Origin of the sequence: Nocardioides scoriae, from assembly GCF_900104965.1 — a bacterium.
GTDB classification, from domain to species: Bacteria; Actinomycetota; Actinomycetes; order Propionibacteriales; family Nocardioidaceae; genus Marmoricola; species Marmoricola scoriae.
On record NZ_LT629757.1, the window covers coordinates 3433078 to 3455879 of the forward strand.

Sequence of the window (22802 nt, forward strand, 5' to 3'; positions counted from 1 at the left end):
CTCGCCCACACCGATCGGGTAGAGAATCACCTCCGGGGGATATGTAGGGGGAACGTCCGATGGATCCGTACGACGTCCGGCTCGAGGACGACGAGCTGCTGGCCGAGGTCGAGCTGACGGCCAACCTGATCGTGGCCGCCAACCAGTCCGAGCAGCAGCTCAGTCCCCACGAGATCGACCAGGTCCTCGGCGTCGTGCCGAGGCCGCGCCGCGAGTCGGCCGGGAGCTAGCGAGCTCCCCGCCCGCCGCGGCCGCCGGCAGGCGCGAAGCGCCGGAGCCGCAGCGAGTTGCCCACCACGCACACGCTCGAGGCCGCCATGGCCGCCCCGGCGACCATCGGGTTGAGCAGGCCCGCCGCCGCCACCGGGATCCCGACCACGTTGTAGGCGAACGCCCAGAACAGGTTCTGCCGGATCGTGCGCAGGGTGGCGCGGGAGAGCAGCAGCGAGGTGACCACCAGGCGGGGGTCGCCGCTGACCAGCGTCAGGTCGCCCGCCTCGATGGCCGCGTCGGTGCCGGTACCGATGGCGATGCCGAGGTCGGCCTGCACCAGCGCCGCCGCGTCGTTGACCCCGTCGCCGACCATCGCGACGGTCTCGCCGGCCTGCTGCAGCCGCTCGACCTCGCCCAGCTTGTCCTCGGGGCGCACGCCGGCCACGACGGTCTGGATGCCGAGCTCGGCCGCCACGTGACGGGCCGCGGTCTCGTGGTCGCCCGTGAGCAGCACGGTGCGCAGCCCGAGCCGGTGCATCGCCTCGACGGCCTCGCGGCTCTCCGGCTTGACGGTGTCGCCGACCGCGAGCACGGCAGCCGGCTGGTCGTCGACGGTGACGAGGATCGTGGTGCGGCCCTGGGTGCGGGCGGTGGTGACGGCCTCGGCGAGCTCGCCCGGCAGCGTCGCGGGCTCGGGGGCGGCGCCGACCCGGACCTCGTGGCCGGCCACGGTGCCGTGCACGCCCAGCCCGGGGCGGTTGGTGAAGTCGGTCGCCCGCGGCAGCTCGGGCGTGGTCGCGGTGACGTGCTCCACGACGGCGCGCGCGACGGGGTGCTCGCTGAGCCGCTCCAGCGCGGCGGCCAGGACCAGCGCCTCGGGATCGCCCACCGCGGCGTGGACCTGCATCCGGCCCGTGGTCAGGGTGCCGGTCTTGTCGAGGACCACGGTGGTGACCGTGCGCGACCGCTCCAGGGTCTCGGCGCTGCGGATCACCACGCCGAGCTGGGCCGCGCGGCCCGTGCCGACCAGGATCGCGGTGGGCGTGGCCAGGCCGAGCGCGCACGGGCACGCGATCACCAGCACGGCGACGGCGGCGGTGACCGCGGCGTCGGCGCCCTGGCCGGCCAGCAGCCAGGCGGCGGCGGTCACGACCGCCACGGCCAGCACGACGGGCACGAAGACCGCCGAGACGCGGTCGGCGAGCCGCTGGATCGGGGCCTTGCCGGTCTGGGCGTCGACCACCGACTGGCGGATGCGGGCCAGCAGGGTGTCGCGCCCGATCCGGGTCACCTCGACGACCAGCCGGCCCTCGGTGTTGAGGGTGCCTCCGACGACCTCGTCGCCGACCGTCTTCTCCACGGGCAGGCTCTCGCCGGTCACCATCGACTCGTCGACCGCGCTGCGGCCCTCGCTGACGCGGCCGTCGGTCGGCACCTGGGCGCCGGGCCGGACCAGCACCCGCATGCCGGGGCGCAGCACCGCGACGTCGACCTCGCGCTCGCCGCTGCTCCCCGACGGGTCCTCCTCCAGGAGCACCGCACGGGTGGCGCCGAGCTCGAGGAGCGCGTGCAGCGCCGACCCGGCCCGCGACTTGGCCCGGGCCTCGAGCCACCGGCCGAGCAGCAGGAAGGTGGTCACGGTGGCGGCCACCTCGAGGTAGAGGTGCCGCTCGCCCCGCAGCAGCTCCACCACCGACCACGCCGTGGCGGTGAGCGTGCCGATCGAGACCAGCGTGTCCATCGTGGAGGCCAGGTGACGGGCGTTGACAGCGGCCGCGCGGTGGAACGGCCAGCCGGCGTACGCCACGACGGGCAGGGCGAGCAGCAGCTGCACCCACGGCAACCGGGGCCCGCCCGGCGCCATCGCCAGCACCACGACGACCAGGGTCAGCGGGGCCGCCACGAGCAGCCGGCGGAGCAGCACCCGGGCGTGGGCGTCCTCCTCGGCCGCGGGGTCGTCGTCGGGGCCGGGCAGCGAGGCGCTGTAGCCGGTGCGCTCGACGGTGGCCACCAGCAGGTCGGTGTCGGCCAGGGCCGGGTCGAACTCGACGTGCGCCGAGGCCGTGGCGAGGTTGACCGTCGCCGTCACCCCGTCGAGCCGGTTGAGCTTCTTCTCCACCCGGCCCACGCACGAGGCGCAGGTCATCCCGCCCACGAGCAGGTCGACCGACTGCTGCTCGCTGTCGGGCTGGTCGCTGCGCGGGGCGTCGTACGCCGGGGTGAGGGTCATGGGGTGCTCCTGGTGGTGGGGGTGGATCAGGCCAGCGCGTAGCCGGCCTCGTCGACCGCCTCGGCGACCTGGGCGTCGGTGAAGCCCTCGCCCTCGACGGTGACCTTGCCGGTCTCGACGTCGACCTGGACGCCGGTGACGCCGGTGATGCCCGAGACCTCGGTGGTGACGGCCTGGGCGCAGTGGCCGCAGGTCATGCCGCTGACGTCGTACGTCGTGCTCATGGGGGTGCCTCTCGTGGTGGTGGTGGGTGGGTTCAGCTCTTGAGGAGCCGGGTGATGGCGGCGCTGGCCTCGGCGACCTTGGCCTCGGCCCGGGCCCGACCTGCCTCGTCGCCCTCGGCCGCCCCGGTCACGGCGTCCTGGACGCAGTGGCCGAGGTGGTCCTGGACCAGACCGACGGAGACGCTCTGCAGGGCGCTCTTGACGGCCGAGACCTGGGTGAGGATGTCGATGCAGTAGACGTCGTCGGTCACCATGCGCTGCAGGCCACGGACCTGGCCCTCGATGCGGCGCAGTCGCTTGAGGTAGTCGTCCCTGTGGTCGTGGTAGCCGGGGTGCTCGGACATGCGACCACCCTACATACCCCCTGGGGGTACTTCAAGCCACCGAGTTGCAGCGACGGAGCCGACACCGCCTAGCATGTGTGCGTTCTGATCCCGCTCACCTGGAGTTCACCAGTGGCGCTGCGCTTCAAGCCAGTCGACAACGAGTTCTACGTCCTGTTCCAGACGGCGGCCGGCCACCTGGTCCAGGGAGCCGACATCCTCGCCGAGATGCTCGCGGAGGGCGCCGACCGCTCGGAGATCGCCTCGCGGATGCGCGACGCGGAGCATCGCGCCGACGAGACCACCCACGAGATCGCGTCGCGGGTCAACAACACCTTCGTGACGCCCTTCGACCGCGAGGACATCTACGCCCTCGCCTCGGGCCTCGACGACGTCATGGACTTCATGGAGGAGGCGGTCGACCTGACCGTCCTCTACGAGGTCGGCACGCTGCCGGCGGAGATCGCCGAGCAGGTCGAGGTGCTGCAGCGCTGCGCCGAGCTGACGGCGGAGACGATGCCCAAGCTGCGCTCGATGAAGGGCCTCGAGGAGTACTGGATCGAGATCAACCGCCTCGAGAACGCCGGCGACCAGAGCTTCCGGCGGATCCTCGCGCTGCTGTTCGGCGGGGCGTACGACGCCCTCGAGGTGCTCAAGCTCAAGGACATCGTCGAGGCCCTCGAGAGCGCCGTCGACGCCTTCGAGAAGGTCGCCCACACGGTGGAGCAGATCCACGCCAAGGAGTCCTGAGCGTGGAGCTCGCGATCATCGTCGCGGTCGTCCTGGTCGCGCTGGTCTTCGACTACACCAACGGCTTCCACGACGCCGCGAACGCGATCGCGACCTCGGTCTCGACGCGGGCGCTGACCCCGCGGGTCGCCCTGGTGATGGCCGCGATCATGAACTTCGTGGGCGCCTTCCTGGGCCAGAAGGTCGCCACCACCGTCAGCGACGTGATCCGGCCCGGCACCGGCAGCCACGGGCTGGTCATCGTGATGGCGGGCCTGGTCGGCGCGATCACCTGGAACCTCGTGACCTGGTACTTCGGCCTGCCCTCGTCCTCCTCCCACGCCCTCATCGGCGGCCTGGTGGGCTCGGCGCTGACGGCCGGGGTGTTCGTCAACTGGGCGACGGTGGTCGACAAGGTCGTCATCCCGATGGTGCTCTCGCCGCTGGTGGCCTTCTCCCTCGGCTTCGCCTTCATGCTGCTGATCATGTGGGTCTTCCGGAACGCCTCCCCGCGCAAGGTCGGCTCCGGCTTCCGGCTCGCCCAGACCATCTCGGCCGCCGCGATGGCCCTGGGCCACGGCCTCCAGGACGCCCAGAAGACGATGGGCGTCATCTTCCTGGCCCTGCTGGCCGGCGGGTACGTCTCGGCCGGTGACCCGCTCCCGGTCTGGGTCATCATCGCCGCCGCCAGCGCCATCTCGCTCGGCACCTACTCCGGCGGCTGGCGCATCATGCGCACCCTCGGCCGCCGCATCATCCACCTCGACCCGCCCCAGGGCTTCGCCGCCGAGTCGATCTCGGCCAGCGTGCTCTACACCACGGCGTACGTCTTCGAGGCCCCGATCTCCACCACCCACACCATCACCAGCGCGGTCATGGGCGTGGGCGCCACCAAGCGCCTGTCCGCCGTGCGCTGGGGTGTCGCCCGCTCCATCCTCACCGCCTGGGTCCTCACCTTCCCCGCCGCCGGCTCCGTCGCCGCGCTGGTCTACCTGCTGCTCCGGTACGCCTTCCAGCTGCCCTGAGCGGCCGGGTGGGGGTCGGGTGCTCGGGTGTGGATGGCGGGTGCCGGGTGCCGGGTGGCGGATGCCGGGTGCCGGGTAGTCCGAGACGTTCGACAGCCGATGTGTCGGTCTCGACCTGCCGAACGTCTCGGACTACCCGCCTCCCTCGAGGCTGGAGGCCCCCCAGGGACCCGCCCGCCGTCGGTCAGGCCGCACGACGGCGGTGCCGGAGGAGGTGGCCGCCGCCCTCGAGGACCAGCCGCCGGCGCTGCTCGACCGTCCGGGTCGGGCGCCACCACGACGGAGCCTCGACCGTCCACGACCGTGCCGACGACCCGCGGGCGAGGGCACGGCTCCGGGCCGCGAGGATCCGGCGTACGACGAGGTCGGGCTGGGCCAGGTCGGCGGCGGTGACGACGACCGGCTCCAGGCCGTGGTCGCGGAACCGGTCGGCGCGGCGCTCGTCCTGGGCGCGCTGGCGTCCGTGCAGGTGCAGCTTGCCGTCGTACTCCCCGGCGGTCCCCGACTCCGGGTCGAGGACGTCGGGCGTGCCGATGTGGCGTCCGTGGAGGTCGAAGACCGGGCAGTTGGTCAGTGGCCCGAGGAGCCCCGCCCCGAGTGTCCAGAGCAGCCGCAGGCTCGTCTCGGGCGGCGACCAGGAGTTCTCGTCCGAGAGCAGCAGCGCCGCCCGGGCCTGGGGGACGCCGGTCCAGCCGGGGTGGGCGAGGGCGTACTCCCACGCCTCGGCCGTCGAGACGAGGTCCGAGAACGCCGCCAGGTCGGCCATCGTGACGGCCTCGGCGAGGGTGCGGGCGTGGCGCAGGCAGAAGAACAGCGAGCGCACCGGCAGCGTCATGCGGAGGCCGTCGTGGTCGACGAGCTCCGCGGGCGGGAGCCGTTCCTGCCGGACGACGAAGCCCGGCTGCGACCGCACGTCCTCGTAGCAGGTCGCGAGCTCGACCTCGGCCGGCGAGCCGGAGGCGTCCCGCCCGGAGAACCAGGCACCGCCCGCCCAGCGCAGTCCGGCCCACCCCGTCACCCCGCCGATCTCCGGGAGGACGGCGGCAGCCTCGACGATGCGCTGCTCGGGAGGCGCAGCGTCCACGGAGGCGGGCACGTACAGCCCTCGGCTCGTACGCCGCCACGACGGGCCCGCGGTCGTGCCGCGGGTGGGGCCGAGGCGGCCCGTCGGGTCGCGGCGCACCGGTCGCACCGCGCGCCGCCGGGCGTCAGCCAGGTCGTCCTCGTCCACGCGGCGAGGATGGCGCCCGGCGACCGTCGGCGCGAACGTCCGTCCACAGGCTGCGGGGGAGCGGTGGGGCGGGCGCGCGCGGGGGCGGCGTACTCCGAGACGTTCGGCAGGCGAGATGTCCGATCCGACCTGTCGAACGTCTCGGACTACCCGGCGTCGCGGAGCCGGAGCACCCCCGGACCCCTCAGCCGAAGCGGCCGGAGATGTAGGCCTCGGTGGCCTGCTCGTCGGGGACGCTGAAGATCTTCTTGGTGGGGTTCATCTCGATCAGCTTGCCGGGCTTGCCGGCGCCGGCGATGTTGAAGAACGCCGTGTCCTCGGAGACGCGGGCGGCCTGCTGCATGTTGTGGGTGACGATGACGATCGTGTACTCGGTCTTGAGCTCGTGGATGAGGTCCTCGATGGCCGAGGTCGAGATCGGGTCGAGGGCCGAGCAGGGCTCGTCCATGAGCAGGACCTGGGGCTCGACCGCGATGGCGCGGGCGATGCACAGTCGCTGCTGCTGACCGCCGGAGAGGCCCATGCCGGGCTTGCCGAGGCGGTCCTTGACCTCGTTCCACAGGTTGGCGCCCTTGAGCGACTTCTCGACGACGTCGTCGGCGGCGGCCTTCTTGAGCTTCTTGTTGTTCAGCCGCAGGCCGGCGAGGACGTTGTCGTAGATCGACATCGTGGGGAACGGGTTGGGCCGCTGGAAGACCATCCCGATCATCCGGCGCACCTCCACCGGGTCGACCGAGGGGTCGTAGAGGGACTGGCCGTCGACGACGATCTTGCCGTCGACGTGGGCGCCGGGGATGGCCTCGTGCATCCGGTTGAGCGAGCGCAGGAAGGTCGACTTGCCGCAGCCCGAGGGCCCGATGAGGGCCGTCACCGAGCGGGCGGGGATGGTGATGGTCACCCCCTCGACCGCGAGGAAGTCGCCGTAGTAGATGTCGAGGTCAGAGACGTCGATGCTCTTGGCCATGGTTGTCAGTCTTCCTTGTCGGCCGGCTCAGTGGCCGGTCTTGGGAGCGAAGTACTTGCCGATGAGGCGAGCCGCCAGGTTGAGCACCATCACGATCACGATCAGCACGAACGCGCCGCCCCACGCGACGAGCACGCCGGGCGGGTCGCCGCCGCCGGCCGGCGGGATGCCGGGGTTGGCGTTCTGCGTGAAGATCAGCACCGGCAGGGTCGTCATGCGGCCGTCGAACGGGTTGAGGTTGGTCCGGGTCGTGAGCCCCGCGATCAGCAGCAGCGGCGCGGTCTCGCCGACGACGCGGGCGATCGAGAGGGTCACGCCCGTGACGATGCCACCCAGGGCGGTCGGGAGCACCACCTTGGCGATGGTGCGCCACTTCGGCACCCCCAGGGCGTACGACGCCTCGCGCAGGTCGTTGGGCACCAGCCGGAGCATCTCCTCGGTGGCCCGGACCACGATCGGGATCATCAGCAGCGACAGCGCGATCGAGCCGCCGAAGCCGGCGCGGGCGGCCGGACCGAAGAGCAGGATCCACAGCGCGAAGGCGAACAGGCCGGCCACGATCGAGGGGATGCCGGTCATCACGTCGACGAGGAAGGTGATGGCACGGGCGAGCTTGCCCTTGCCGCCGTACTCGACGATGTAGATCGCGGCGAAGATGCCGATCGGGACCGAGATGACCGCGGCGCCCAGGGTGATGATGACCGTGCCCATGAGCGCGTGGTAGATGCCGACCGGCTGGTCGAGGCTGGTGCGGAACATCGAGTAGGTCAAGAAGGTGCCCGAGACCTGCGGGGCGCCCTTGACGATGACGGTGTAGATGAGCGAGACGAGCGGGACCAGCGCGATCGCGAAGGCCGACCAGACCAGCGAGGTCATCAGCCGGTCGACCGCCGCGCGGCGGTTCTCCACGACGAGGGACCACAGCGGCAGCAGCACGACGTACGCCACCCCGGCGACGAGCACCATCGGGACCGGGCCCCAGCCGAGCGCGAGGCCCAGCAGCGCGCCCAGCGCCAGCGCGCCGGCGGCGACCAGCAGCGGGGCCCACCGGGGCAGCCGGGGCCGCTTGAGGTCGGGCGCCTTGACCGGGGTGGGGGCCGAGGGGGTGACGGTGGCGCTCATCGGTTCATCTTCCGCTCGGAGCGACCCACCAGCCAGCGGGCGCCGAAGTTGACCAGGAACGTCACGAGGAACAGCACCAGGCCGGTGGCGATGAGGACCGCGACCTTGCCGGGCGTGCCCTCCTTGTAGTTCGACGCGATGTTGGAGGCGATGCTCGCCGGGTTGGACGACGAGATCAGGTTGAAGGTGACCCCGCCGCCGACCGAGAGCACCATCGCCACGGCCATGGTCTCGCCGAGCGCGCGGCCCAGGCCGAGCATGGTCGCGGAGACCATGCCGGAGCGGGCGTAGGGGAAGACCGTCAGCCGGATCATCTCCCAGCGGGTGGCGCCCAGGGCCAGGGCGGCCTCCTGGTGCAGCCGCGGGGTCTGGGCGAAGATCTCGCGCGAGATCGCGGTGATGATCGGCAGGATCATGATCGCCAGCACGATGCCGGCGGTGAGGATGGTGCGGCCGGTGACCGACGCGGGTCCGGCGAAGAAGGGGATCCAGCTCGCGTGCTCGGCCAGCCAGCCGTAGATCGGCGCCAGCTTGAGCGCGAGCACGTTGATGCCCCACAGGCCGAAGACCACGCTGGGGACGGCGGCCAGCAGGTCGATGACGTACGCCGCGGGCACCGCGATCGACTTCGGCGCGTAGTGGCTGATCACCAGGGCGATGCCGAAGGCCAGCGGCGCGGCGACCACGACCGCGATGACCGCGGCGAGGATCGTGCCGAACAGCAGCGGGCCGACGTACCCCAGGAAGGTGGTCGCGTTGGGCGCGTAGAAGGAGGCCGGCTGGGTGAGGCCGGGGATGCCCTCGATGGCGAGGAAGACGAAGACGCCCAGGAGGGCGACGAGGATGAACAGGCCGGCACCGCGCGAGAGCCCCGAGAAGATGCGGTCGCCCTGGCGTCGTGGGGTGCTGGTGGTGCGCTCTGCGACGGGCGTCGTGGTCACGAGTGGTCCTCTGGATGGCCGGGAGGGTGGATCAGGCTGTTCGTGCAGACGGCGTGCGGGGAGTTCTTCACCCCCCGCACGCCATCGTGCGTGTTACCGATCAGTTCTTCGCGGAGATCTTCTCGACGATGCCCGTGGCCTGGTCGGCGACCGTGGACGAGAGGGGAGCGGAGCCGGCGTTGTCGGCGGCAGCCTGCTGGCCCTCCTCGGACACGATGTAGGACAGGTAGGCCTTGACGGCGTCGGCCTTGGCCGCGTCGTCGTAGGTCTGGCACGCGATCAGGTAGGACACCAGGATGACGGGGTAGGTGCCCGCGGTCGTCGAGGTGCGGTTGACCTCGATGGCCATGTCGACGTCGGGGCGACCCGAGACGGGCTCGGACTCCTCGACGGTCTTGGCGGCAGCCTCGGGGCTGGCCTCGACGTAGTCCTCGCCGACCTTGATCTTCGCGATGCCGAGGTCACCGGCCTGGCTCTCGTCGGCGTAGCCGATGGTGCCCTTGCCGTTGGTGACCGCGGAGACGACGCCCGAGGTGCCCTCGGCCGCCTCGCCGCCCTTGAGGGGCCAGGTGCCGTCGGCGTCGGCCGACCAGGCGCCGTCGCCTGCCTGGTTCATCCAGTCGGTGAAGTTCTCGGTGGTGCCCGAGTCGTCCGAGCGGTGCACGGCGGTGATGTTGCTGCTGGGGAGGTCGGCGTCGGGGTTCTGGTCCGCGATGGCCGGGTCGTCCCACGTGGTGATCTTGCCGGAGAAGATCTCGGCGGTGGTCTTCGCGTCGAGCTGCAGGTCGTCGACGCCGTCGAGGTTGTAGATGACCGCGATCGGGGAGACGTACGCCGGGATCTCGATGGCGTCCGTGCCGCAGCGCTCCTTGGCCTTGGTCAGCTCGCCCTCGTCGTCGGTGAGGTAGGCGTCCGACCCGGCGTAGTCCACGCCGCCGGCGATGAACTGGGTGCGACCGTCACCGGAACCGGCGGGGTCGTAGGTGATCGTCACGTCGGGGTTGTTGCCCTGGAACGCGGTGGACCACGCCTCCTGGGCCTTCTCCTGCGAGGACGCGCCGGCGCCGGCCAGCTGGCCGGACAGCGAGCCGCTGTCGCTGGAGGAGCCAGAGCCGCTGTCGCTGCTGGAGCCGGTCTCGTTCGCGGCGCCGCAGGCCGACATGGCCATGGTGAGGGTGAGGGCCGCGACGCCGGGGGCGACGACACGACGGAGGGCAGAGCGCTTCACAGCTTCTCCTGGAGGTTCACGTGGGTGGACGAGCAGAACGTAGGGAGAGCAGGTGACTCAGCACCTCGACGCAGGTGAACGGAGGGTGAACGGTGCCCGCACGACACGCGTCGGACGCCCTCTCGCATGACGCAGATCACGTGAACGCTGCAGGTCAGCGCGTCGTTTGTCCTATTTGTGGGGCGAGTGGCCGAATCGCCGAGGGCAGGTGCCGCTCGGCCGAGACGAGACGTCCGCGGCGGTGGTGGCAGACCACCAGCTCCGAGGGCGACAGCGGCTCCTCCTCCACCCCGAGCAGCTCGAACAGCTCGGGCAGGACGGGTCGGTGGCTGCACAGCACGCTGGGGACGGGCGAGGTCATCAGCTCGTCGAGGACCCGGGCCGCGGAGCGCCGGTCGAAGCCCTCCTCGGTCAGCTCGGCGAGGTGCTCGACGACGAGGACGTGCTCCTCGGCGTACGGCCTGACGGTCTCGACGCACCGGGTGGCCGCCGAGGTCAGCACCCGGACCACGCCGTACGCCGCCAGCACCGGCCCCAGCTCCACCGCCTGGTGGTCCCCGGCGTGGATCAGGGGGCGACGCTGGTCGTCGCCGTCCCACTTGCGGCGCTTGAGCGCCTTGGCGTGGCGCACCACGACCAGCGCCGACGTCGGCCGGACGTGCTCGCGCAGCTGGTCGAGCAGGTAGAGGTCGTCGAGGTAGGTGAGCCGCTCGGCTGCCGCGTCCAGCGAGAACCAGCCGAGCTGGTCGACCTCGTCGTTGGGGGCGTACGCCGACACGTCGTCGTCGCCGACCACGTGGCCGACCCAGTAGTGGACCTTCTTCGCGCGGCCGCCGGACACGGCGTACAGCTGGGGCAGGAGGGGGCGGCCGAGCCGGATCTCGACGCCGGTCTCCTCGAGGACCTCGCGGACCGCCGTGCGGGTGACGTGCTCGCCGGGGTCCTGCTTGCCCTTGGGGAAGGACCAGTCGTCGTACTTGGGGCGGTGGACCAGGAGCACCTCGCGCCCGGTGCCGTCCTTCTTGCCCGGTGACCCGGACGACCCGGGGGAGGTGCCGGCGGTCGTGCCGGGGGGTGTGCCGGGGGACTTGCGGACCACGACGGCGCCCGCGGCGACGACGTCGGGACCGACCGCTTCGGGGCGTGACGGCGAGGCCATGGCGCCATCCTCACACGCCCCGGCGCTACCCTCGCCGCGTGCCCGACGCCCCCCGCCCCGGTCGTCGCACCCTGCTCGTCGGCGTGCTGGTGCTGGCCCTGGTCGCCGGGGCCGTCGTGGTCGGGACCCTCGCGTGGCAGCGGGCCCACCGCACCTCGCTGGAGCAGGCGCTGGCCGTCGTGCCGGCGTCCTCCGTGCGGGTCGCGTTCACCGACTGGTCCGGCGTGCGTCGCACGCTGGGGGCCGACCTGGGCGACACCCCGTCCCGAGACGCGGTCGAGGCGTTCGCGGCGAAGGCGTACGACGCCGACCTCAGCGCCGCCTCCAGCGTCGACGAGGCGGCCGGCGCGCTGCAGCAGCTCTACGGCTTCGGGCCGGCGACGGCTCGGTGGGAGGCCTACGCCCAGTCGCGCGACGGCGCGGTGATGGTGCTGGCACCACCGGACGGCACCGACTACGACGTGCTGGCCGACAACCTGCGCTCGGCCGGGTACGACGCCCCCGCGAAGCGGAGGACCGACGGCGGCGTGTGGGTGGGCGGCATCGACCTGGTCTCGCGGCTGGACCCGACGCTGACCCCGGAGCTGCAGTACGTCGCCCTGCTGCCCGGCCAGGGCCTGGTGGTCACCAGCGACACCGAGGAGTACCTCGCGTCCTCGGTCGCGGTCGCCTCGGGCGACGCCGACGGGCTCACGGCGAAGGCAGGCGTCGACGACCTCGCCGGGCGGCTCGGCACGGTCGACAACGCCCTGGTCTGGCCGGGTGACTTCGCCTGCGAGGACCTCGCGATGTCGCAGGCCGACGACGACGACCAGGCCCAGGCCGACGACCTCGTGCGCCAGGCCGGCGGCGTCACCCCGCTCGCCGGCTTCGCCATGGGCATGACCGCCGACCGCACCCTGCACGTCGTGTCCCACTTTGAGAGCTCCGACCAGGCCCGCGCGAACCTCCGCCCCCGCGCCCGCCTCGCCGTCGGCGAGGCCGTCGGCCGCAGCGGCCGCTTCTCCGACGACTTCGACCTCACCCGCTCCACCGCCGTCGGCTCCGACGTGCTCCTCGACCTCGCCCCCAAGCGGGACGACGCCTTCGTGCTGTCCGCGCTCTACGACGGGCCGGTGTTGTTCGCGACGTGCTGAGGGGCGGGCAGTTTCCCCGGTCGGCCGGGGAAACTGCCCTCTGAAAGGTGCAGAACGGGCACAGACGGGCAGTTTTGGCCGACCAGCGCGCCCGGTTTGTCGGATGGGCGCAGCGGCGGCGGCCGACGCGGACGCGCGTCGTGCGCCGGACGCGACGGCCGCCGCTGGGCCACGAGGTGCGGGCGGCCGTCTTGGGGGGACGTCCGGATGCGCGGGCAGCCCACCACTGCGATGCCCCACTGGACGTCCTTTCCAGCTACTTCACCGCTGTTGCAACAGACGTCCAGTAGCTGATTACCCGGACGTCCGGGTAATCAGCGGCCCCCGCTGCCCCTACCCCTTCGCCGCCCGGCGCTTCTTCCGGTGCAGGGAGATGAGGTGCTCCTGGAGGTTGCGGAGCGGCTGGTCGTCGGGGGAGGTGACCTTGGTCCACTCACCGTCGGGGCCGAGCTCCCAGCCGGCGGTGTGGTCGTCGAAGGCGAGGTCGAGCAGGGCGGTGACCTCCTCGACCTCCTTCGACGAGGGGAGCCGCACGAGCACCTCGACGCGGCGGTCGAGGTTGCGGTGCATCAGGTCGGCGGAGCCGATGTACGTCGTGGGCTCGCCGCCGTTCTCGAACCACATGATCCGGCTGTGCTCGAGGTAGCGGCCGAGGATCGAGCGGACCCGGATGGTCTCCGAGAGGCCGGGGACGCCGGGGCGCACGGCGCAGATCCCGCGGATCAGCAGCTCGACGGGGACGCCCGCGCGGGAGGCGACGTAGAGCGCGTCGATGACGGCCTCGTCGACGATCGAGTTGGCCTTGATGCGGATCCGGGCCGGGCGGCCGGCGCGGTGGTGCTCGGTCTCGGTCTCGATGAGCTCGACCAGGCCGCTGCGGACCGAGTCGGGGGCCACCATGAGCTCGGCGTACGACGCGTTGCGGCTGTAGCCGGACAGGTTGTTGAACAGGTGGGCGACGTCCTCGCCGATGGTCTCGTCGGTGGTGAGGAGGCCGAAGTCCTCGTACATCCGGGCGGTCTTCGGGTTGTAGTTGCCCGTGCCGATGTGGGTGTAGCGGCGGATCCCCTCGGGCTCGTCGCGCACCACCATGGCCAGCTTGCAGTGGGTCTTGAGGCCGACCAGGCCGTAGACGACGTGGCAGCCGGCGTGCTCGAGCTTGCGGGCCCAGCGGATGTTGGCCGACTCGTCGAAGCGGGCCTTGATCTCGACGATCACCAGCACCTGCTTGCCCGACTCGGCGGCGTCGACGAGGGCGTCGATGATCGGGGAGTCGCCGGAGGTGCGGTAGAGCGTCTGCTTGATCGCGAGCACCTGCGGGTCGGCGGCGGCCTGCTCGATGAAGCGCTGCACCGAGGTGGAGAACGAGTCGTAGGGGTGGTGCAGCAGCACGTCGGAGCGCTGCAGCGCCTTGAAGACGTCGACCGGGGAGGCCGACTCGACGGGCGCCAGCAGGGCGTGGGTGGCGGGCAGGAAGTTGGGGTACTTCAGGTCCTCGCGGTCGAGGTCGGCGATGCCGTGCAGGCCGCGCAGGTCCAGCGGGCCGGGGAGCCGGAAGACCTCGGCCTCGCTGACGCCGAGCTCGCTGATGAGCAGGTCGAGCACGTGCTGGTCGATGTTCTCCTCGACCTCGAGGCGCACGGGCGGGCCGAAGCGGCGGCGCAGCAGCTCCTTCTCGAGCGCCTTGAGGAGGTTCTCGGCGTCGTCCTCCTCGACCTCGAGGTCCTCGTTGCGCGTGACCCGGAAGGTGTTGACGGCCAGGATCTCCATGCCGGGGAAGAGCCGCTTGAGGTGCTCGGCGATGACGTCCTCGAGCGGCACGAAGCGCTGGTTGCCCAGCGGCACGAAGCGGCTGAAGATCGGCGGCACCTTGACCCGCGCGAAGTGCTCCTTGTCGGTCTTGGGGTTGCGCACCAGCACGGCCAGGTTCAGCGAGAGGCCGGAGATGTAGGGGAACGGGTGCGCCGGGTCGACGGCCAGCGGCGTCAGCACGGGGAAGACGCGGTCCTTGAACAGCCTCTTGCAGTGGCGCTGCTCGTCGCGGTCGAGGTCGTCCCAGCGGACCAGCTCGATGCCCTGCTCGGCGAGCGCCGGCACGATCTGGTCGCGGAAGCACGAGGCGTGGCGCACGGCCAGCTGCCCGGTGACCTGCCAGATCTGGTCGAGCACCTCGCGCGGCATCAGGCCCGAGGCGGCCTTGACGGCCACGCCCGCGGCGATGCGGCGCTTGAGGCCGGCCACGCGGACCATGAAGAACTCGTCGAGGTTGCTGGCCACGATGGCCAGGAAGCGGGCGCGCTCCAGCAGCGGCAGCTCGGGGTCCTCCGACAGCTCCAGGACGCGCTGGTTGAACCGCAGCCAGGACAGCTCGCGGTCGAGGAACCGGTCCTCGAACTCGCTGGGGTCGAAGCCCACCTCGTCGGGGACGTACGGAGGGTCCACGTCGAAGCTGTCGGCGGGCACGACCCGCAGGTTGGGGTCCTGGGGGCCCTCGGCGGCGTCGGTGCCGGTGGCGGGGTGGAGGCTGTCGGTGGACATGCACCCCATCCTTCCACCGCCAGGTGAACGACGGGTGTCGTAGTTTGCCGCTGTGACCGACCTCCGATTCCGCGCCGAGCAGCTCCTCCTCCGCACCGTGATGGGGCTGCCGCCCGCCGTGCAGCGCCGGCTGCGGGGACGTCCCCGCCGCCTCGACGGCCTCGAGCTGGCCCCCGAGCTGCAGCTGATGCTGGCCGTGCAGAAGCTGGGGCGGATCCCGGACATGTCGACGCTGCCCCTCGAGGAGGCGCGTGAGAGCTACCGCCGGCTGACGCTGATGGTCGGCGGTCGGCCGCCGGTGGCGGCGTACCGCGACCTGAGGGTGCAGGGGGCCACCGGACCGGTGCGTGCCCGGCTCTACACGCCCACGGCATGCGTGGGGGAGGCCGCGTCGCCGACGGTGCTGTTCCTGCACGGCGGCGGCTGGATGTACGGCGACCTCGACACCCACGACGCGGCCTGCCGGGTGCTGGCCGAGAGCGGGGGCGTGCAGGTGCTGTCGGTGGAGTACCGCCGCACCCCCGAGGACCGCTTCCCCGCCGCGAGCGACGACTGCAAGGCGGCGTACCGCTGGCTGGTCGAGCACGCCGAGGAGGTCGGCGCCGACACCGCGCGGCTCGCCGTGGCCGGTGACTCGGCCGGCGGCGCCCTCGCCGCCTCGACCGCCGTGCACGCCGCCGAGCAGGGGCTGCCGATGAAGCTGCAGCTGCTGATCTACCCCGGCACCGACTGGGTCGAGGTCAGCCGCAGTCGCGAGCTCTTCGGTCCCGAGGGGCTGGTGCTCACCCAGGCGTTCCTCGACGGCGCGCGCGAGAACTTCTTCGGCCCCGACCCCGACCCCCACCACCCCGACGCCTCGGCGCTGCGCCGCGTCGACTTCCCCGAGGGGCTGGCGCCGGCGCAGGTCGTCACCGCCGGGTTCGACCCGCTGCGCGACGAGGGAGAGGCGTACGCCGAGCTGCTGGAGAAGCAGGGCGTCGAGGTCGACCTCACCCGCTACGCCTCGATGGTCCACGGGTTCGTGCACTTCGTCGGCGTCGGCCACGAGTGCCCGGCGTACGTGCGCGAGATCGGGGAGCGCCTCGGCGCCGCACTGCGCTGACCCCGCCCGAGGGGTGTCCGAGTAGTACTAATTGACCATTTTGTCGCGAGCTCCTTTCCGGAACGCCGGTCGCGGCCCTAGCCTCGCGGTACTCCGCCGGCCAGGTCCGGCGGCCTGTCCGTCGAGGGGGGTGCTGCAGTGACGAGAGTGGAGCCGAGCCCGACCACGTCGTGGGGTGGGACCGACCGTGCGCAGCGCGACGCCCTGGTCGCGTCGTACGTCGCCGCCGCCCGTCGCACCTCCTCGCTGCAGCGGCTGGCGGAGGAGGCGGCCCACGTGGCCGAGGTGCCGGTCGTGATCGTCGGCCTGATGACCTCCACCACCCAGCACACGGTCGCCGGCGTGGGGGCCGAGACCAACCTGATCGCCCGTCGCGACGCGCTGTGCGGCGCGGTCGTCGACCAGGGGCGCCGCGTGCACGTGCCGGACGCCTCCCTCGACGAGCGGTGGGCGCGCAACCCCTACGTCGACGGCCGTCGCGCCCGCGTCCGGTTCTACGGCTCGCACCCGATCGTGGACCCCACCGGTGTCGTCCTCGGGACCCTCTGCGTCTTCGACGTGCGCCCCCGCGAGCTGGACCTGCGGCAGGCGCAGGCGCTCGACGCCCTCGCGACCCGGATGGCCGTCGTGCTCGAGCGCGCCCGTCACGCAGCCGGCGAGAGCCTCGCGGCGAGGCCCCTCGTCCACGCCTGAGGTCGCCCGGTCGCGGCTAGGGTCTGGCTCCATGAGCACAGCGGCCGCCCTGCTGCGGCGAGCAGGGGTCAAGGCCAGCCGGTCGGTCGTGCGGTGGTCGACGCGGACCACCCCGCGGGGCGACCTGGTGCGCCTGGGCAGCGAGTACGGCGGTTGGTGGGTGCCTGCCGACCTGATCGGTCGCGACTCGACCTGCTACCTCGCCGGCGTGGGGGAGGACGTGACCTTCGACCTCGCCCTCGTGGACCGCTTCGGGTGCGAGGTGTGGGCCATCGACCCCACGCCACGGGCGATCGAGCACGTCGCCACGATCACCGAGCCGCGCTTCCACCTGCTGCCCATCGGGCTGTGGGGCAGCGACACCACGCTGGGGTTCCACGCCCCCGCCGACCCCACCCACGTCTCGCACTCGGCGACCAACATGCAGCGCACCGCCGTGTCCTTCGAGGCGGAGTGCCGGACCGTCCGGTCGGTCATGGCCGACCGGGGCCACGTGCGCCTCGACCTGCTGAAGCTCGACATCGAGGGGGCCGAGGTGCCGGTGCTCGAGGACCTGCTGGCCCACGGGCCCCTGCCGCGCGTGCTGTGCGTGGAGCTCGACGCGCCCGAGGCGCCCCACCGGACCTGGGGTCGGCTCCGTCGCCTGCGAGCGGCGGGCTACGTCTGCCGCCGGGTGGAGGGTCGCAACTACACCTTCACCCGGGAGCAGGACGCGGCGAGCTCCTGAGGGCAGCCGCCACCGCGACCCGTCCTTCGGGCCTCAGCCGATCGCGACGACCCCGCGGTACTGCACCTCGACGCGGTCGGTGGTGAACCCCTGGTTGGTGTAGACGGCGATCGCCGGGGCGTTGTCGCCGTCGACGTAGAGCACCACCGAGCCGAGGCCTCTTGACGCCAGGTGCTCGAGCCCGGCGGCGGTCAGCACGGTGCCGAGGCCGCGACCGGCAGCCTTGGGGTTGACCGCGACGACGTAGACCTCGCCGTACGCCGGGTCCTCGTCGCGGTGCTCCTTGGTCCAGTGGAAGCCGAGCAGCGGCGGCAGGCCGGTGGCGTCGTCGGCGGGCACCGCGACCAGCAGGCCGGCGGGGTCGAACCACGACTCGCCGGTGCGCTCGAGGAAGTCCTCGTGGCTCATGTGGCCCTGCTCGGGGTGGTGGGCGAAGGCGGTCCGGTTGACCTCCAGCAGCGCCGGCTCGTCCTCGGGGCGGAACCCGCGGACCACGACGCCGTCGGGCACGGCGTACGCCGGCAGGTCGTGCAGCGGCCGCCGCATCACCCGCAGCTCGCGCTCGCGGGGGAGGCCGAAGTGCAGCGCCAGCCGCTCCGCGGCGGGGTGGTCGGCGTGCGACCAGGCCTCGACGCGGCGACCCTCGGGCAGCGCCGCGCTGGCCAGGGCCAGGCCGACGCCGTGGCGACGGGAGCCCGGGTGGACGGCGAGGTCGAGGAAGTGCTCGCTGTGGCGCAGGGCGAAGCCGACGACCTCGCCGTCGTGGTGGGCCAGCAGCAGCTCGGCGTCGCGCAGGCCGCGGTTCTTCAGCTGCAGCAGCGCCTGCTCGTTGAGCGTGGTGGAGCCGTCGTGGGCGGTGGCGGCGCGGGCCACGCGACGCACGCCGGCGGCCGGACCGTCCTCGGAGAGCCAGTCGAACCGGGCCGCGTCGACGTGCTCGATGTCCACCATGGCCGCACCCTAACGAGGGCGTCAGCGCGAGGGAGAGTCCTGCAGGTCACGCGCGGGCTCGCGGGGCGGCAGCACGAAGCGGTAGCCGACGTTGCGCACGGTCCCGATGAGGGCCTCGTGGTCGGTGCCGAGCTTGGCGCGCAGGCGTCGCACGTGGACGTCGACGGTGCGGGTGCCGCCGAAGTAGTCGTAGCCCCACACCTCCTGCAGCAGCTGGTCGCGGGTGAAGACGCGGCCGGGGTGCTGCACTAGGTACTTCAGCAGCTCGAACTCCTTGAAGGTCAGGTCGAGCACGCGCCCGCCGAGCTTCGCGGTGTAGGTCGCCTCGTCGACGACCACCTCGCCGGACCGGATGACGTGGGAGTCGTTGTCGCCGTCGTCGGAGCGGGCCGCGAGCCGGGCGATCCCGAGCCGGATGCGGGCGTCGATCTCGGCGGGTCCGGCGCTGTCGAGGACCACGTCGTCCATGCCCCAGTCGTGGGCCACGACGGCGAGCCCGCCCTCGGTCACGATGAGCAGCACGGGCTGGTCGGAACCGGTCGTGCGGATCAGGCGGCACAGGTCGCGGGCCTGGGCCAGCTCGCGACGGCCGTCGACCAGGAGCAGGTCGTGGTCGGGGGCCTCGAGCAGCGCGCTCCCCTCGGCGGGGAGGATCTTGACCTGGTGGCTCAGCAGCGCCAGTCCCGGCAGGACCTCGGCGGAGGGCTGCAGGGCCTTGGTCAGCAGCAGCACGGTGCCCACGGCACCTCCTGGGTGAGTTCCCGAGTGATCCCGGGCAAGCTGGGCCGCCATCTACGCTGATGTGACCATCCCGACAGAGAGGCCAGGATACCCACTGTGACCGTTGCCGAGGACCACCAGTCCACCGCGGGGCGGGTCACGCTCCGCTACTGGGCAGCGGCGCGGCACGCTGCGGGCACCGACGCGGACGTCGTGGACGTGGCCGGTCCGACAACGTTGTCCGACCTCCTGACCCAGGCGCGGCGCAACCACGACAGCCGTCGCTTCAGTGACGTCCTGTCCTGCTGCTCGGTCATGGTGGGCGACCGCCCCGTCACCACCGACGACCCCGCTGAGGTGCTGGTGCCGCCCGGCGCGACCGTCGAGTTCCTGCCGCCCTTCGCCGGCGGCTGACACTGCCGCGCTGCTCCGGGTAGCGCTAGCCTCGCCCCGTGGACCTCGGGGACCTGGCTCGTCGTGTGGGTGCGTACGACGCGCTCGAACCCGCCTACGCGACGTGGCAGCGCCGTCGCTGGGAGCGGTCCGGCCGTCCGGTGCCGGCCCCGTCGGCGGCCAAGCGGCAGGTGCTGCTCGAGCACGCACGACGGCACGGCCTGCGGGTGCTGGTCGAGACCGGCACCTACAAGGCGGACACGGTGCGCGCCCTGCGGCGCGACTTCGACGAGATCCACTCGATCGAGATCGACGAGTCCCTCCACCGGGCAGCCGTGGCCCGGTGTCGAGGCCAGGGCAACGCCCGCCTCCACCTCGGCGACAGCGCGCGGCTGCTCGGACGCGTGGTCGCGGAGCTCGACCGGCCGGCCCTGTTCTGGCTCGACGCGCACTTCTCCGGCGAGGGCACGGGCGGACGAGGCGGCCACCCCGTCGTCGACGAGGTGCGCGAGGCCACCGGGGCGGGCCTGGGGCACGTCGTGCTCGTCGACGACGCCCGGGAGTTCGGGTCGGCCGAGGGGTATCCCGCCATCGACGCCCTGCGTGAGGTCGCGGCGGACAACGGCTACGCCTTCGAGGTGCGGGACGACATCGTGCGGCTGGTCCCCCGGTCCTAGCGGGGGCCGGAATGCCTCGACCCACGCGGTCGTTGAGCACTCCATGAGCACAGGAACCTGGGTCCTCGTGGTGGCCGTCGTGGTCGCGCTGGCCTTCGGTGGCTACCGCGCGCTGACCGACGGCCGCTTCCGGGGCGCGCGCGCCGTGCCCGCCACGCGCGACGGTCGCGCGGCACCCGACGCCGCGCCGTCGGGGTCGCAGGGGACGGCGGTCCCGCCGGAGCCGGCGGAGCCGTCGCTGCTCGAGGGCACCCCGTGGGTGTCCGAGCTGGGCCAGCGGGCGACCCTGCTGCAGTTCAGCTCGGCGTTCTGCGCTCCCTGTCGGGCCACCCGCCGGACCCTGGGCGAGGTCGTGGCCGTGACGCCCGGCGTCGCCCACGTCGAGGTCGACGCCGAGGAGCACCTGGACGTCGTACGACGCCTGGGCGTCCTGCGCACGCCCACCACGATCGTGCTCGACCGCGCCGGTCGCGAGGTCACCCGCGCCTCTGGGGCGCCCAGCAGGCAGCAGGTCCTGTCGGCCCTCGACGCGGCCGTCTCGGTCTGAGGTGTCCAGCATATGAGCATGGAGTCCACATCCTGGGACGCAAGAGGCGGTCGCGACTCCGCGTTGCCTAGTCTCGTCCTCGTGCCCACCACACTGCTGACCCGCCGACGCGCAGTCGACCACTGCCGCGTCCGCTCGTCGCTGTGTCGACCGTCCTGAGCTGCTGCACCCCGTCGCGCCCTGACCCGACCTGAGTCGTCCAGGTCAGTGCCCGAGCCGCAGCTCGTGTCCGCGCCGTCGCGCGCCCCAGGACGTCCCCCCGGCACACCCCAGGAGAGCCATGAGCCAGATCGACCCGCGTGGTCCGCAGTTCAACGCGGCCCTCACCAGCCTCGTGCTGGCGCTGAGCCTGGTCACGGCGCCTGCTGCCGTGGCGGTCGTGCTGCTGGCGGTCCAGGGCGCGCTCTTCGCGGTGGGAGCCCTGCTCGGCGTGCAGCGCACGCCGGCCGCCTGGCTGTTCCGCACCCTGGTGCGGCCGCGGCTCTCGGCCCCGGACCACCTGGAGGACCCGCAGCCGCCGCGCTTCGCGCAGACGGTCGGTCTCGCCTTCGCGCTCGTGGGCCTGGTCGGCTACGCGCTGGGCGCCCCCCTGCTCGGGATCGTCGCGACCGGGTTCGCCCTGGTCGCCGCCCTGCTCAACGCGGTCTTCGGCTTCTGCCTGGGCTGCGAGCTCTACCTGCTGGTCCGTCGGGCCACCGGTCGCAGCACCGCCGGACCCGGCGCCACCCCCGTCCACACGAACGTCTAAGAAGAACCCCCTAGGAAGAAGAGGCAGACATGAGCCGCGAGAACGCACTGGTCACCGCCGAGTGGGTCGAGGAGCACCTCGACGACCCGCAGGTCGTGCTGGTCGAGGTCGACGAGGACACCACGGCCTACGACAAGGGCCACATCCGCAACGCGATCAAGCTCGACTGGACGACCGACCTGCAGGACCAGGTCCGTCGCGACTTCGTCAACAAGGAGCAGTTCGAGGCGCTGCTCTCGAGCCGCGGTGTCGCCAACGACAGCACCGTCGTGCTCTACGGCGGCAACAACAACTGGTTCGCCGCCTACGCCTACTGGTACTTCAAGCTCTACGGCCACCAGGACGTCAAGCTGATGGACGGCGGCCGCAAGAAGTGGGAGCTCGACAGCCGTGAGCTCACCGACGAGGTCCCCACCCGCGAGAAGACCTCCTACACCGCGCAGGACCAGGACACCTCGATCCGCGCCTTCCGCGACGACGCGGTGGCCGCCATCGGCGTCCAGAACCTCATCGACGTCCGCAGCCCCGACGAGTACGCCGGCCGCCTCCTCGCCCCGGCCCACCTCCCGCAGGAGCAGGCCCAGCGCGCCGGCCACGTCCCGACGTCGCTCAACGTGCCGTGGAGCAAGAACTGCAACGACGACGGCACCTTCAAGTCCGACGAGGACCTCAAGGCGATCTACGCCGAGGTCGGGATCGACGACTCGAAGGACACCATCGCCCTGTGCCGCATCGGCGAGCGCTCCTCGCTGACCTGGTTCGTGCTCAAGGAGCTGCTCGGCCACTCGAGCGTCAAGAACTACGACGGCTCGTGGACCGAGTACGGCTCCCTCGTGGGCGTCCCGATCGCGCTCGGCGACGAGCCCGGTGACGCCTGATGTGCGGCGCGACCGAGGGCGGTCTGTCCCTCGACGGCATCGACGTGGCCAAGGAGGCCATCATCCAGGGCCAGGTCACCAAGGGCTCCGACCCGGTCGGCAACGCCTACGTGCGCCTGCTGGACCGCACCGGTGAGTTCACCGCCGAGGTCCCGACCTCGGCGACCGGGCACTTCCGCTTCTTCGCCGGTCCCGGCGACTGGACGCTGCGCACGCTCGCGCCCAAGGTCGACCCGGTCGACACCTCGGTGACGGCCCGCCGTGGCTCGATCGCGGAGGTCGCGGTCAGCGTCTGACCCGACC

At 72.2% G+C, this 22802-nt stretch carries 25 protein-coding genes; 13 read left to right on the forward strand and 12 right to left on the reverse strand.

Annotated features, from left to right (window positions below; translation table 11 throughout):
• The first annotated feature begins 59 nt into the window (after positions 1-59).
• Positions 60-230, forward strand: coding sequence for a hypothetical protein (locus tag BLU55_RS19660; protein ID WP_172833925.1), 171 nt, complete (start codon positions 60-62; stop codon positions 228-230).
• Here BLU55_RS19660 and BLU55_RS16270 read toward each other — a convergent pair.
• The 3 genes from BLU55_RS16270 to BLU55_RS16280 are packed head-to-tail and all read right to left on the reverse strand — an operon-like array spanning position 227 to position 3011.
• Entirely contained in the window at positions 227-2443 is a 2217-nt protein-coding gene (locus BLU55_RS16270; protein ID WP_091731836.1) for a heavy metal translocating P-type ATPase, read from the reverse strand. The genes BLU55_RS19660 and BLU55_RS16270 overlap by 4 nt on opposite strands.
• 26 nt (positions 2444-2469) lie before the next feature.
• The gene (locus tag BLU55_RS16275) at positions 2470-2667 is read right to left on the reverse strand and encodes a heavy-metal-associated domain-containing protein (RefSeq protein WP_091731839.1); all 198 of its coding nucleotides are present in this window, start codon (positions 2665-2667) and stop codon (positions 2470-2472) included.
• A 32-nt stretch (positions 2668-2699) separates the two neighbouring features.
• Complete coding sequence (locus BLU55_RS16280; protein ID WP_091731841.1) at positions 2700-3011, reverse strand: metal-sensitive transcriptional regulator; 312 nt, start codon at positions 3009-3011, stop codon at positions 2700-2702.
• A 111-nt stretch (positions 3012-3122) separates the two neighbouring features.
• Between BLU55_RS16280 and BLU55_RS16285 the strand changes: the two genes are divergently transcribed.
• Both BLU55_RS16285 and BLU55_RS16290 read left to right on the forward strand, forming a co-directional pair.
• The gene (locus BLU55_RS16285; RefSeq protein ID WP_091731843.1) at positions 3123-3740 is read left to right on the forward strand and encodes a DUF47 domain-containing protein; all 618 of its coding nucleotides are present in this window, start codon (positions 3123-3125) and stop codon (positions 3738-3740) included.
• A 2-nt stretch (positions 3741-3742) separates the two neighbouring features.
• Positions 3743-4744, forward strand: a complete 1002-nt coding sequence (locus BLU55_RS16290) for an inorganic phosphate transporter (protein ID WP_091731845.1) — start codon at positions 3743-3745, stop codon at positions 4742-4744.
• A 184-nt stretch (positions 4745-4928) separates the two neighbouring features.
• Here BLU55_RS16290 and BLU55_RS16295 read toward each other — a convergent pair whose 3' ends face one another.
• The 6 genes from BLU55_RS16295 to BLU55_RS16320 all read right to left on the reverse strand — a co-directional run bounded on the left by BLU55_RS16295 (position 4929) and on the right by BLU55_RS16320 (position 11389).
• On the reverse strand, positions 4929-5975 hold the full coding sequence (locus BLU55_RS16295) for a hypothetical protein (protein WP_091731848.1): 1047 nt from the start codon (positions 5973-5975) through the stop codon (positions 4929-4931).
• Between the two features lie 184 nt (positions 5976-6159).
• Complete coding sequence (gene pstB, locus BLU55_RS16300; protein WP_091731850.1) at positions 6160-6939, reverse strand: phosphate ABC transporter ATP-binding protein PstB; 780 nt, start codon at positions 6937-6939, stop codon at positions 6160-6162.
• Positions 6940-6966: 27 nt separating this feature from the next.
• Complete coding sequence (gene pstA, locus BLU55_RS16305) at positions 6967-8061, reverse strand: phosphate ABC transporter permease PstA (protein ID WP_091731853.1); 1095 nt, start codon at positions 8059-8061, stop codon at positions 6967-6969.
• Positions 8058-9002, reverse strand: coding sequence for a phosphate ABC transporter permease subunit PstC (gene pstC, locus BLU55_RS16310; protein ID WP_091731855.1), 945 nt, complete (start codon positions 9000-9002; stop codon positions 8058-8060). The genes pstA and pstC overlap by 4 nt, the downstream gene beginning before the upstream one ends.
• 100 nt (positions 9003-9102) lie before the next feature.
• On the reverse strand, positions 9103-10230 hold the full coding sequence (gene pstS / locus BLU55_RS16315; RefSeq protein WP_091731858.1) for a phosphate ABC transporter substrate-binding protein PstS: 1128 nt from the start codon (positions 10228-10230) through the stop codon (positions 9103-9105).
• Between the two features lie 154 nt (positions 10231-10384).
• Positions 10385-11389 (reverse strand): NUDIX hydrolase, encoded by a 1005-nt coding sequence (locus tag BLU55_RS16320; RefSeq protein WP_091731861.1) that lies wholly within the window; start codon positions 11387-11389, stop codon positions 10385-10387.
• A 38-nt stretch (positions 11390-11427) separates the two neighbouring features.
• On the opposite strand from BLU55_RS16320, the gene BLU55_RS16325 reads away from it, so the two are divergent.
• Complete coding sequence (locus tag BLU55_RS16325; RefSeq protein WP_091731865.1) at positions 11428-12525, forward strand: hypothetical protein; 1098 nt, start codon at positions 11428-11430, stop codon at positions 12523-12525.
• Between the two features lie 333 nt (positions 12526-12858).
• Here the strand turns inward: BLU55_RS16325 and BLU55_RS16330 are convergent, their stop codons facing one another.
• Complete coding sequence (locus BLU55_RS16330; RefSeq protein WP_172833926.1) at positions 12859-15063, reverse strand: RNA degradosome polyphosphate kinase; 2205 nt, start codon at positions 15061-15063, stop codon at positions 12859-12861.
• A gap of 52 nt (positions 15064-15115) precedes the next feature.
• Between BLU55_RS16330 and BLU55_RS16335 the strand changes: the two genes are divergently transcribed.
• The 3 genes from BLU55_RS16335 to BLU55_RS16345 all read left to right on the forward strand — a co-directional run bounded on the left by BLU55_RS16335 (position 15116) and on the right by BLU55_RS16345 (position 17585).
• A complete protein-coding gene (locus BLU55_RS16335; RefSeq protein ID WP_231916920.1) occupies positions 15116-16165 on the forward strand; it encodes an alpha/beta hydrolase in 1050 nt (349 codons plus the stop codon).
• A 147-nt stretch (positions 16166-16312) separates the two neighbouring features.
• The gene (locus BLU55_RS16340; protein ID WP_157682911.1) at positions 16313-16858 is read left to right on the forward strand and encodes a GAF domain-containing protein; all 546 of its coding nucleotides are present in this window, start codon (positions 16313-16315) and stop codon (positions 16856-16858) included.
• A 31-nt stretch (positions 16859-16889) separates the two neighbouring features.
• The gene (locus BLU55_RS16345; RefSeq protein ID WP_091731874.1) at positions 16890-17585 is read left to right on the forward strand and encodes an FkbM family methyltransferase; all 696 of its coding nucleotides are present in this window, start codon (positions 16890-16892) and stop codon (positions 17583-17585) included.
• Between the two features lie 33 nt (positions 17586-17618).
• Here the strand turns inward: BLU55_RS16345 and mshD are convergent, their stop codons facing one another.
• Positions 17619-18536, reverse strand: a complete 918-nt coding sequence (mshD, locus tag BLU55_RS16350; protein WP_091731876.1) for a mycothiol synthase — start codon at positions 18534-18536, stop codon at positions 17619-17621.
• Positions 18537-18557: 21 nt separating this feature from the next.
• Complete coding sequence (locus tag BLU55_RS16355; RefSeq protein WP_091731879.1) at positions 18558-19277, reverse strand: response regulator transcription factor; 720 nt, start codon at positions 19275-19277, stop codon at positions 18558-18560.
• A 96-nt stretch (positions 19278-19373) separates the two neighbouring features.
• Between BLU55_RS16355 and BLU55_RS16360 the strand changes: the two genes are divergently transcribed.
• The 6 genes from BLU55_RS16360 (at position 19374) to BLU55_RS16385 (ending at position 22795) form a co-directional block, all read left to right on the forward strand.
• On the forward strand, positions 19374-19670 hold the full coding sequence (locus BLU55_RS16360; RefSeq protein ID WP_091731882.1) for a MoaD/ThiS family protein: 297 nt from the start codon (positions 19374-19376) through the stop codon (positions 19668-19670).
• 38 nt (positions 19671-19708) lie between these two features.
• Positions 19709-20326: a hypothetical protein gene (locus BLU55_RS16365; RefSeq protein WP_157682912.1), complete on the forward strand. Its 618-nt coding sequence runs from the start codon at positions 19709-19711 to the stop codon at positions 20324-20326.
• Between the two features lie 43 nt (positions 20327-20369).
• A complete protein-coding gene (locus BLU55_RS16370; protein ID WP_091731889.1) occupies positions 20370-20873 on the forward strand; it encodes a TlpA family protein disulfide reductase in 504 nt (167 codons plus the stop codon).
• Positions 20874-21153: 280 nt separating this feature from the next.
• Positions 21154-21621 (forward strand): DUF4395 domain-containing protein, encoded by a 468-nt coding sequence (locus BLU55_RS16375; RefSeq protein ID WP_091731892.1) that lies wholly within the window; start codon positions 21154-21156, stop codon positions 21619-21621.
• Positions 21622-21650: 29 nt separating this feature from the next.
• Entirely contained in the window at positions 21651-22499 is an 849-nt protein-coding gene (locus BLU55_RS16380; RefSeq protein ID WP_091731894.1) for a sulfurtransferase, read from the forward strand.
• Positions 22499-22795, forward strand: coding sequence for a DUF1416 domain-containing protein (locus BLU55_RS16385; protein WP_091731897.1), 297 nt, complete (start codon positions 22499-22501; stop codon positions 22793-22795). Before BLU55_RS16380 ends, BLU55_RS16385 begins: the two co-directional genes overlap by 1 nt.
• Positions 22796-22802: the final 7 nt, after the last annotated feature.

Coding starts and splice junctions, on each gene's coding strand:
- BLU55_RS19660 (WP_172833925.1), top strand. CDS start 60: ATGGATCCGTACGACGTCCGGCTCGAGGACGACGAGCTGCTGGCCGAG.
- BLU55_RS16270 (WP_091731836.1), bottom strand. CDS start 2,443: ATGACCCTCACCCCGGCGTACGACGCCCCGCGCAGCGACCAGCCCGAC.
- BLU55_RS16275 (WP_091731839.1), bottom strand. CDS start 2,667: ATGAGCACGACGTACGACGTCAGCGGCATGACCTGCGGCCACTGCGCC.
- BLU55_RS16280 (WP_091731841.1), bottom strand. CDS start 3,011: ATGTCCGAGCACCCCGGCTACCACGACCACAGGGACGACTACCTCAAG.
- pstB (WP_091731850.1), bottom strand. CDS start 6,939: ATGGCCAAGAGCATCGACGTCTCTGACCTCGACATCTACTACGGCGAC.
- pstA (WP_091731853.1), bottom strand. CDS start 8,061: ATGAGCGCCACCGTCACCCCCTCGGCCCCCACCCCGGTCAAGGCGCCC.
- BLU55_RS16320 (WP_091731861.1), bottom strand. CDS start 11,389: ATGGCCTCGCCGTCACGCCCCGAAGCGGTCGGTCCCGACGTCGTCGCC.
- BLU55_RS16330 (WP_172833926.1), bottom strand. CDS start 15,063: ATGTCCACCGACAGCCTCCACCCCGCCACCGGCACCGACGCCGCCGAG.
- BLU55_RS16345 (WP_091731874.1), top strand. CDS start 16,890: ATGAGCACAGCGGCCGCCCTGCTGCGGCGAGCAGGGGTCAAGGCCAGC.
- mshD (WP_091731876.1), bottom strand. CDS start 18,536: ATGGTGGACATCGAGCACGTCGACGCGGCCCGGTTCGACTGGCTCTCC.
- BLU55_RS16370 (WP_091731889.1), top strand. CDS start 20,370: ATGAGCACAGGAACCTGGGTCCTCGTGGTGGCCGTCGTGGTCGCGCTG.
- BLU55_RS16375 (WP_091731892.1), top strand. CDS start 21,154: ATGAGCCAGATCGACCCGCGTGGTCCGCAGTTCAACGCGGCCCTCACC.
- BLU55_RS16380 (WP_091731894.1), top strand. CDS start 21,651: ATGAGCCGCGAGAACGCACTGGTCACCGCCGAGTGGGTCGAGGAGCAC.
- BLU55_RS16385 (WP_091731897.1), top strand. CDS start 22,499: ATGTGCGGCGCGACCGAGGGCGGTCTGTCCCTCGACGGCATCGACGTG.